The sequence below is a fragment of the Bradyrhizobium sp. genome (assembly GCF_022844465.1).
Lineage (GTDB): Bacteria > Pseudomonadota > Alphaproteobacteria > Rhizobiales > Xanthobacteraceae > Bradyrhizobium.
The window spans coordinates 130,384-138,290 of sequence record NZ_JALHLP010000010.1 but is presented as its reverse complement, the minus strand read 5'-3'; the positions used below and the strand labels follow the sequence as shown (position 1 = coordinate 138,290).

Genomic DNA, 7,907 nt, shown 5'->3' with positions numbered 1-7,907 from the left:
AATGACCTCTGGTGCGCCGACTTCAAGGGTGAGTTCAAGCTCGGCAATGGACGGTACTGCTACCCGTTGACCGCGACCGACCATGCCTCGCGTTTCCTGCTGCTCTGCGAGGCGCTGGAACCCCTCGACAACCCGTTCGGCACGAGGTTGTCACCGATGTCTTAGGTACGCTCCGTTACCTATGTGTCCGGGCCGGACATGTGCATATTTGCATATTGGCGGAAGGGGTGGGATTCGAACCCACGGTACCCTTGCAGGCACGCCGGTTTTCAAGACCGGTGCCTTAAACCACTCGGCCACCCTTCCGGTTCAGTAATTTCAACCGCTTAGCGCAGGCCTGCGGCTAACGCAATGCGATCCCGCGGCCAAATTCCTCGCGGGCCGGCCAGTCCGCGGCGTTGATGCCTTGCGAACTCCGATCGGCGAGTCGCTGTTACCTGGCAAGGATTCGATCCCAAGCGGCAAGTGACTTGTTCCGGAAATCGGACGGCGCAACCGGATCCGGGTTCTTGGTCCTCAGGTCGCTAGCAAATCAGGCGCGGGAGCGGAAACCGTCCAACGCGTGCGCCAGGAAAATTCCGGCGCTCACCAGACCCATCACGGTCATAACTGTCTCAAGCATCGCACAAATCCTTTGCGCCCCTGCGCTCACAGAACGACCGCAGCGCTGCACAGTCAAAAAGAATCACGCGTCAAAAACGAAGATCGCCGCCAGTGATGATTTGCTGCAACAGGTTGGTGGAGACCCGAGTACAATGATTGATTCACCACGCTGCCGCTGACCCATTTCCGCGGCGCTCGGGATGAGATACCTTGCCGGCGTGATGCCGAGGTGGGCTGCATCACGCAATAGGGCGCGCAAACCTCAAAAGCGGGCGCGGTCGGCGGATGGGGCAGTCGGGGCGAATGGGGATTAGACAGGCAAAATCAGTCGCTTTGCTGGGGCGCGGCGCCGCGGCGATGGCAACATGCCTCGTTCTCGCCAATTGCGCCTCATCAGAAAAATTCGCCAGCCGAGTCGATCCCAAGTATGGCGTCTCTTCCAGCCCGCGGGTGGTGGCTCTGGGTGAGCCGGTGCCGAAGGGTGGGGGGGCCTATCGGATCGGCAAGCCCTACACCGTCGCCGGCCGGACGTATGTCCCGGAAGAAGATAACAACTATCGCGCCGAGGGGATGGCCTCCTGGTATGGCGGCGACTTCCACGGCCGGCTGACCGCTAATGGCGAGGTTTTCGACATGACCTCGCTGACCGCCGCCCATCCGACGCTGCCGTTGCCCAGTTACGCCCGCGTCACCAACATTCGAAACGGCAAGTCGCTGATCGTTCGCATCAATGACCGCGGCCCCTACCACGGCAATCGGCTGATCGACGTCTCGAACAAGGCTGCCGAGCTGCTTGATTTCAAGGCAAACGGCGTAGCCAAGGTTCGCGTTGAGTATGTCGGACGGGCGCCGCTGGAAGGCTCCGAAGACCGCCAGTTGCTGGCGACCCTGCGGACTGGCGAGCCCGCGCCATCGCCGTCGACGATCCGGGTCGCCTCGGCCCGGCCTTTTGTTCCAGAATTGCCGACTTCGTCGAGCCATATCCGCGGCGACGTCCCTGTGCCGGAAGGGCGGCCCTATAGCCTTGGCAATACCACCGCCGACTACGCCTCGATCAACGCGACTTCCGAAATTTCGGCATCCGGCCGTGGCCGTGGCCGTGCCGCTGAGAAGCCGCGTGCGGTGTCTTATGAAGCCGAGCCGGGTTACGCTTCCCCGAGGCCTGCTTACGCTCCAGTTGATCCGCGGGGACCGAGCGAAATACTCAACGGACGCGGGCTCTATTGACCCTTCAGGAAACCGATCAAGGCCGCATTGACCTCTTTCGGCCGTTCCTGCTGGATCCAATGGCCGGCTCCGTCAAGAATCAGTTTTTCTCTCAGGTTGGGCAGCACGCGCTCCATCTCCTTGACCTGCTTGGCGCCGATAAGCCCTGTGATCACGCCATCATTCGATCCCGCGATGAACAGCGCCGGCTGGTGGATCTGTGCGCCCTGCCATGGAGCGGTCAGTTCCCAGTTGCGATCGATATTGCGATACCAGTTCAACCCGCCACGAAAGCCGGATTTCTGATAGATTTCTGCGAAGGTGGCGACGTCGGCTTCGGTTAGCCAGTTCGGCAGCGGCCGATGCGGATCAGCGTCGGCGAGGAATCCCTTTCCCTCCTGGACGAACTGGTGGGCGGAGGGATCCGAGAAGCCGCGTCCGCCCAGCACGATGCGCATCGTTGCCGCGACGTCGCGCTCGAACTCTGCTTCCGCCACTCCTGGCGGCTGGAAATACTGCCAGTAGAAATTGGTGATACCGTTCTTGCTCAGGGTTTCGAGCGGCAGGCCGCGCCCGCGGGATGGTGGCGGTACGCTGAGGCCGGCGACCTTGGTGAAGATATCGGGCCGGAACATCGCGGCATGCCAGGCGACCGGGGCGCCCCAGTCATGGCCGACGATGACAGCCTGCTTCTCGCCGAGCGCCGCCACCAGCGCAACCATGTCCCCGACATTGTGAAAGATAGTGTAGGCGCCGACATCGGCAGGAGCACTGGTCCGGCCGAACCCACGCATGTCGGGCGCGACCACGCGGAAGCCGGCTTCCGCGAACGCCGGGATCTGGTGCCGCCAGGAGTAGGAGAGCTCAGGCCAGCCGTGGCAGAGCACCACCAAGGGGCCGTGGCCGTGCTCGACGACAAACAGGTCGATTCCATTGGCGGAAATCGTCCGTGAAGCAGCCATCGTGTTTCCGCCTGTTTTTTCGTATTCTGCCGAGAAATCGCGGTGTTCGCACAATATGTTCGTTTCTTTGGCGCCGCAATCGAATCGCCACGGAGGCAGGTTTTCAACCCCGTGTTGTTTGCGGTACTGCCAACTGTTAGAACGCAGGCACTCAGGACATCATCGATGGCAGCCGAGACTTCCGTTTTCCGCAGATCCGACGCCGCGGCGGTGGTGCCCTGGCGCAGCCTGATCGCGGCCGTCCTGGCGCTCGCTGTCGGGTGGGGCGGGGTGGTGTACGCCGCCAACAACAGCGTGCAGGGTGCCAAGAAGGAGGAAGGCGGATTTGACGGCGATGCGCCAACCGCAATCCTGATCGAGGCCTCCAGCGGCAGCGTGCTTTTCGAGAAAAATGCCGATGAACTGCGGGCGCCATCCAGCATGCTGAAGCTGATGACCGTCGAGGTTGCCTTCAACGCCGTGAAGCAGGGCAAGATCAAACTGTCGGACGAATACCGGATCAGCGAGAACGCCTGGCGCAAGGGCGGCGCGCCGGCGGGCGGCTCGACCATGTTCGCCATCCTCAACAGCAAGGTGTCGGTGGACGACCTGTTGCGCGGCGCTATCATCCAGAGCGGCAACGATTCCTGCATTGCGCTCGCCGAAGGCATGGCCGGGAACGAGCGGCTCTTTGCCGCCGACTTCATGACCAAGCGCGCCCGCGAACTCGGCCTGACAAAGTCGACATTTGGAAATTCCAGCGGACTGCCCGATCCCGCCAACAGGATGACGGTGCGGGAACTGGCACGACTCGCCCGCCATCTGATCCTGACCTATCCCGACATGTACAAGCTGTTCGGCGAAAGGGAATTCACCTGGAACAAGATCCGGCAGCAGAACCGCAATCCGCTTCTGAATACGCTCACGGGCGCCGATGGGCTGAAGACGGGCTACACCAAGGAAGGCGGCTACGGCATGGTCGGTTCGGCGGTGCAGAACGACACGCGTCTGATCGTCGTGGTGAACGGCCTGGAGGATTCCGACGACCGGGCTCTCGAAGCCAAGAAGATGCTGGAATGGGGTTTTCGGAACTTCGAGACGCGGACGCTGTTCGCGGCCAACCAGCAGGTCGGCCACGCCAAGGTGTTTGGGGGCGAGAGCCGTTTCGTCAAGCTTGCAAGCCCGGATCCGATCAAGGTGATGGTGCCGAAGCAAGGCAACGAGAAGCTGATCGCGCGGATCGTTTACAATGGCCCGGTGCGAGCGCCGGTGCAGTCCGGCCAACCGGTCGGCGTCGTGAAAGTATGGCGCGGCGCCAACGTCGCGGTGGAAGCGCCGGTCTATGCGGCCGAGGCGGTCGGCACCGGCTCGACCGTGCGGCGTGCGATCGACGGGGCCAGCGAGCTTGTCATCGGCATGTTCCGCGCGAGCGCAGAGAAGCTCTGACCATGACCTCGGCAGCGCCGAACCGGACATCCGGCCGCGGGAAGTTCATTTCGTTCGAGGGCGGCGAGGGCTCCGGGAAGTCCACTCAGATCAGGAAGCTTGCCGAGCGGCTTGCCGCGGCGAAGCTGCGCACCATCGTCACCCGCGAGCCGGGTGGATCGCCCGGCGCCGAGATCATCCGGCATCTGGTGCTGTCGGGCATGGGCAAGCTGCTTGGACCTGACGCCGAAACATTGCTGTTCGCCGCCGCCCGCGACGACCATGTGCATACCGTCATCCAGCCGGCGCTTAGCCAGGGAACGTGGGTTCTGTGCGACCGCTTTTCGGACTCGACTCGCGCCTACCAGGTAAGGCTGGGGCAGGTCTTGCCGGCCGTGCTCAACGCCATGCAGCGGGTCACCATCGGCGACCTCAAGCCGGACCTGACCATCATCCTGGATATCCCCGTTGAAGTCGGGCTGCAGCGCGCTGCGGCCCGCCGCGGCAGCGACGCACCGGATCGTTTCGAGGCGGAAGACGTGCAGTTTCATCAGGACTTGCGCGAAGCCTATCGGCAGATCGCCGCGGAAGATCCGCAGCGCTGCGTCCTGATCGACGCCAACGCTGACGCCGACATGGTGGCCGCCCGCGTCTGGACGGCGTTGCGCGATCACCTCTTCGCTATCCCGAGCTCGGCGAGCACCGCATGAGCACCCGCAAGACCGAACAGGTCACGAATATCAGGCACCCTCGCGAGGCGGTCGACCTCCACGGCCACCACGCCGCCGAGACGGCATTGCTGAACGCCTATCGCAGCGGCCGCATTCCACATGCTTGGATGATCGGTGGTCCCCAGGGCATCGGCAAGGCTACGCTGGCCTATCGCATGGCGCGCTTCGTACTCGCCAACGCCAACCCGATGGCGCCTTCGGTGCAGCGCGCCGAGACGCTCGCGCTCGATCCCCAGCATGCCGTTGCTCGCCAGATCGCGGCGGGCGCCCATGGCGGATTGTTGGTGTTGGAGCGCGGCCTCAACGACCGTGGCGTGCTGCGCACCGTGATTACCGTGGACGAGACGCGCGAAACGATTTCGTTCTTTGGTTCAACGGCGGCGGTCGATGGATGGCGGGTCTGCATTGTCGATACCGTTGACGAACTCAACCCCAACGCCGCCAACGCGCTGCTCAAGATACTCGAGGAGCCGCCGCAACGTTCGTTGTTCCTGCTTGTCAGTCATTCGCCGGCGCGGGCCTTGCCGACGATCCTGTCCCGTTGCCGCAAATTGTCGTTGCGGCCGCTGGCCACGGCCGACGTGATCCAGGCCGCAGCGTGCGCCACTGACATTGCCGCCGATGATCCCGCGCTGGCGGAGGCCGCTGCGGCCTCGGACGGCAGCGTGTCGCGTGCCCTGGTATTGCTCGGAGGCGATGCGCTGAAACTGCAGCAGCGGACCTCGGCTCTGTTGGCTGCACTGCCGCGGATCGACCCGCTTGAGCTGCACGCGCTGGGCGATGCGCTGGGCACCAGCGACCGCGTAGCGCTCGCGGCCTTTATCGACGGCATCGATCGCTGGATCGGGGCGAAGTTGCGAGTGGAGGACGCCAACGCTGAGCTCCCGCGCCTTGCACGGCTGGCGGAGGTATGGGAAAAGATCATCCGCTCCGCGCGCGACACCGAATCGTACAATCTGGAGCGAAAACCGCTGGTTTTCTCGGTGTTCGGGATGCTCGCAGAAGCGACGCGGTAACACCCCGCCTGACGACAGTCCCGACTTCTTTGACTTGTGAAGGAATTTGTGGTGGCGACGGCTGTAAAGAAGGTTTCGAAAAAGCAGAAGGTTAAGAAGAAGACTCGCAAGTCGAAGCCCGTGCGCGCCAGCAAGGACGCAGCAACGAAGAAGCGCGCCGCCAAGAGCAAACGCGTTGCGAAGAAAGCCGGCAAGGCCTCCAGGAAGGCGGCAAAGAAGGTAGCGAAGAAGTCGCCGAAGAAAGCAGCCAAGCGAGGCGGCGAGAAAACGGTCAAGAGGGCGACCGGGAAATCAGCGAAACGATCCGAACAGAAGCCCGCGCCGAAGAAGCCGGCAGCTGCGTCGAAAGTGGAGCCTGCGGTAAGCGCCGCGCCCGTTGCAGCGATTCCGAAGGCCATAGCGCCGCGCGCGAAGCCGGCTCCTGCGGCGGTTACCGGCCGCAAGACCTACTACATCACGACGCCGATCTTCTATCCCAACGGCATACCGCACATCGGTCATGCCTACACCGCCATGGTGACCGACGCGATTGCCCGCTTTCAGCGACTCGACGGATTCAATGTACGCTTTCTGACAGGAACTGACGAGCACGGCCTCAAGATGCAGCAGACCGCGGTTTCGGAGGGCCTCGCGCCGCTCGCGCTTGCCGACCGCAATTCGGCGCGCTTCCGCGACATGATGACGGCGCTCAACATCTCCTGTGACGATTTCATCCGGACCACCGAGCCGCGCCACACGCGTTCATGCCAGGCGCTCTGGCGTGCGATCGAGAACAACGGCGACATCTATCTTGGCAAGTATGCCGGCTGGTATTCGGTCCGGCAGGAGGCCTATTTTGACGAAGCGGAAACCAGCGTTGGGCCTGACGGCGTCCGCCGCGAACCGCTGGGGTCGCCGGTGGAGTGGGCCGAGGAGGAAACCTACTTCTTTCGCCTGTCGGCCTACCAGGACAAGTTGCTCGCCCTCTATGCCGATGTTCCCGACTTCGTGCTGCCGCGGGAGCGGCTCAATGAGGTTGCCAGTTTTGTCAAAGGCGGCCTGAAGGACCTTTCGGTTTCGCGAACGACGTTCGACTGGGGAATTGAAGTACCGGGCGCTCCATCTCACGTCATGTATGTGTGGCTGGATGCGCTCACCAACTACATCACTGCCGCCGGCTATCCCGACGTTGAAAGCGAAGAGTTTCAACGTTACTGGCCGGCCAGTCTGCATGTCACCGGCAAGGATATCGTGCGATTTCACGCAGTCTACTGGCCGGCGTTCCTGATGTCCGCCGGCGTCGACGTTCCGCAGCGGGTGTTCAGTCACGGCTTCCTGCTCAATCGCGGTGAGAAGATGTCGAAGTCGGTCGGCAATGTCGTCGATCCCTTTGCCATGGCGACGCAATACGGCGTCGATCAGGTGCGCTATTTCTTCATGCGGGAAGTGTCGTTCGGACAGGACGGCAGCTACAACCACGAAGCCATCGTCGCCCGCATCAATGCCGACCTCGCCAACGATCTCGGCAATCTGGCGCAGCGCTCGCTGTCGATGATCGCGAAGCAGCTCGGCGGCGTGCTGCCCGAGCCGGGCGAGTTCACCGCCAACGACAAGGCGATGCTGGCGCAGGCGGACGGCATGCTCGCGGCGTCACGTTCGGCGATGGCGACGCAACAGATCCATCAATGGCTGAGCGCAGTCTGGGCCGTGGTGGCGGAAGCCAACCGCTATTTCGCCGGAGAGGCGCCCTGGGCGCTGGCCAAGACCGATCCGGAACGGCAGAAGACCGTGCTGTACGTGACGGCGGAAGTGGTGCGCCAGGTCGCCATCCTGACCCAGCCGGCGATGCCGGATGCGTCGGCCAGGCTGCTCGACAGCCTCGGCATCCCCGAGGGCAGGCAGGCACGCGATTTTGCCGCGATCGGCACCCGGATCAAGCCTGGCACGGCGCTGCCGCCGCCGGTCGGGATATTTCCGCGCTACGTTGAACCAAAGGCGGATTGAGC

Annotated in this window: 6 protein-coding genes, 1 tRNA gene and 1 pseudogene; 6 read left to right on the top strand and 2 right to left on the bottom strand. The window is 63.2% G+C overall.

Annotated features, from left to right (window positions below; translation table 11 throughout):
• Window positions 1-120, top strand: a pseudogene (locus Q0D31_RS16565) (IS481 family transposase); the annotation flags it as partial.
• A gap of 96 nt (window positions 121-216) precedes the next feature.
• On the opposite strand, the gene Q0D31_RS16560 reads toward Q0D31_RS16565, so the two are convergent.
• Window positions 217-306: transfer RNA gene (locus Q0D31_RS16560), tRNA-Ser, on the bottom strand.
• Window positions 307-960: 654 nt separating this feature from the next.
• On the opposite strand from Q0D31_RS16560, the gene Q0D31_RS16555 reads away from it, so the two are divergent.
• Window positions 961-1,830, top strand: coding sequence for a septal ring lytic transglycosylase RlpA family protein (locus Q0D31_RS16555; protein ID WP_291853202.1), 870 nt, complete (start codon window positions 961-963; stop codon window positions 1,828-1,830).
• Here the strand turns inward: Q0D31_RS16555 and Q0D31_RS16550 are convergent.
• Window positions 1,824-2,771 carry an alpha/beta hydrolase gene (locus Q0D31_RS16550; RefSeq protein WP_291853200.1) on the bottom strand — a complete coding sequence of 316 codons (948 nt, stop codon included), beginning with the start codon at window positions 2,769-2,771 and terminating at the stop codon, window positions 1,824-1,826. The two genes, Q0D31_RS16555 and Q0D31_RS16550, sit on opposite strands and share 7 nt — an antisense overlap.
• Before the next feature lie 165 nt (window positions 2,772-2,936).
• Here Q0D31_RS16550 and Q0D31_RS16545 point away from each other — a divergent pair, with 165 nt between their 5' ends.
• From Q0D31_RS16545 to metG, 4 genes are read left to right on the top strand one after another with little or no spacing between them, the layout of a single operon-like run.
• On the top strand, window positions 2,937-4,196 hold the full coding sequence (locus Q0D31_RS16545; protein ID WP_291853199.1) for a D-alanyl-D-alanine carboxypeptidase family protein: 1,260 nt from the start codon (window positions 2,937-2,939) through the stop codon (window positions 4,194-4,196).
• A gap of 2 nt (window positions 4,197-4,198) precedes the next feature.
• On the top strand, window positions 4,199-4,885 hold the full coding sequence (tmk, locus tag Q0D31_RS16540) for a dTMP kinase (protein ID WP_291853196.1): 687 nt from the start codon (window positions 4,199-4,201) through the stop codon (window positions 4,883-4,885).
• A complete protein-coding gene (locus Q0D31_RS16535) occupies window positions 4,882-5,922 on the top strand; it encodes a DNA polymerase III subunit delta' (RefSeq protein WP_291853195.1) in 1,041 nt (346 codons plus the stop codon). The genes tmk and Q0D31_RS16535 overlap by 4 nt, the downstream gene beginning before the upstream one ends.
• 51 nt (window positions 5,923-5,973) lie before the next feature.
• Window positions 5,974-7,905, top strand: coding sequence for a methionine--tRNA ligase (gene metG / locus Q0D31_RS16530; protein WP_291853192.1), 1,932 nt, complete (start codon window positions 5,974-5,976; stop codon window positions 7,903-7,905).
• Window positions 7,906-7,907 lie beyond the last annotated feature (2 nt).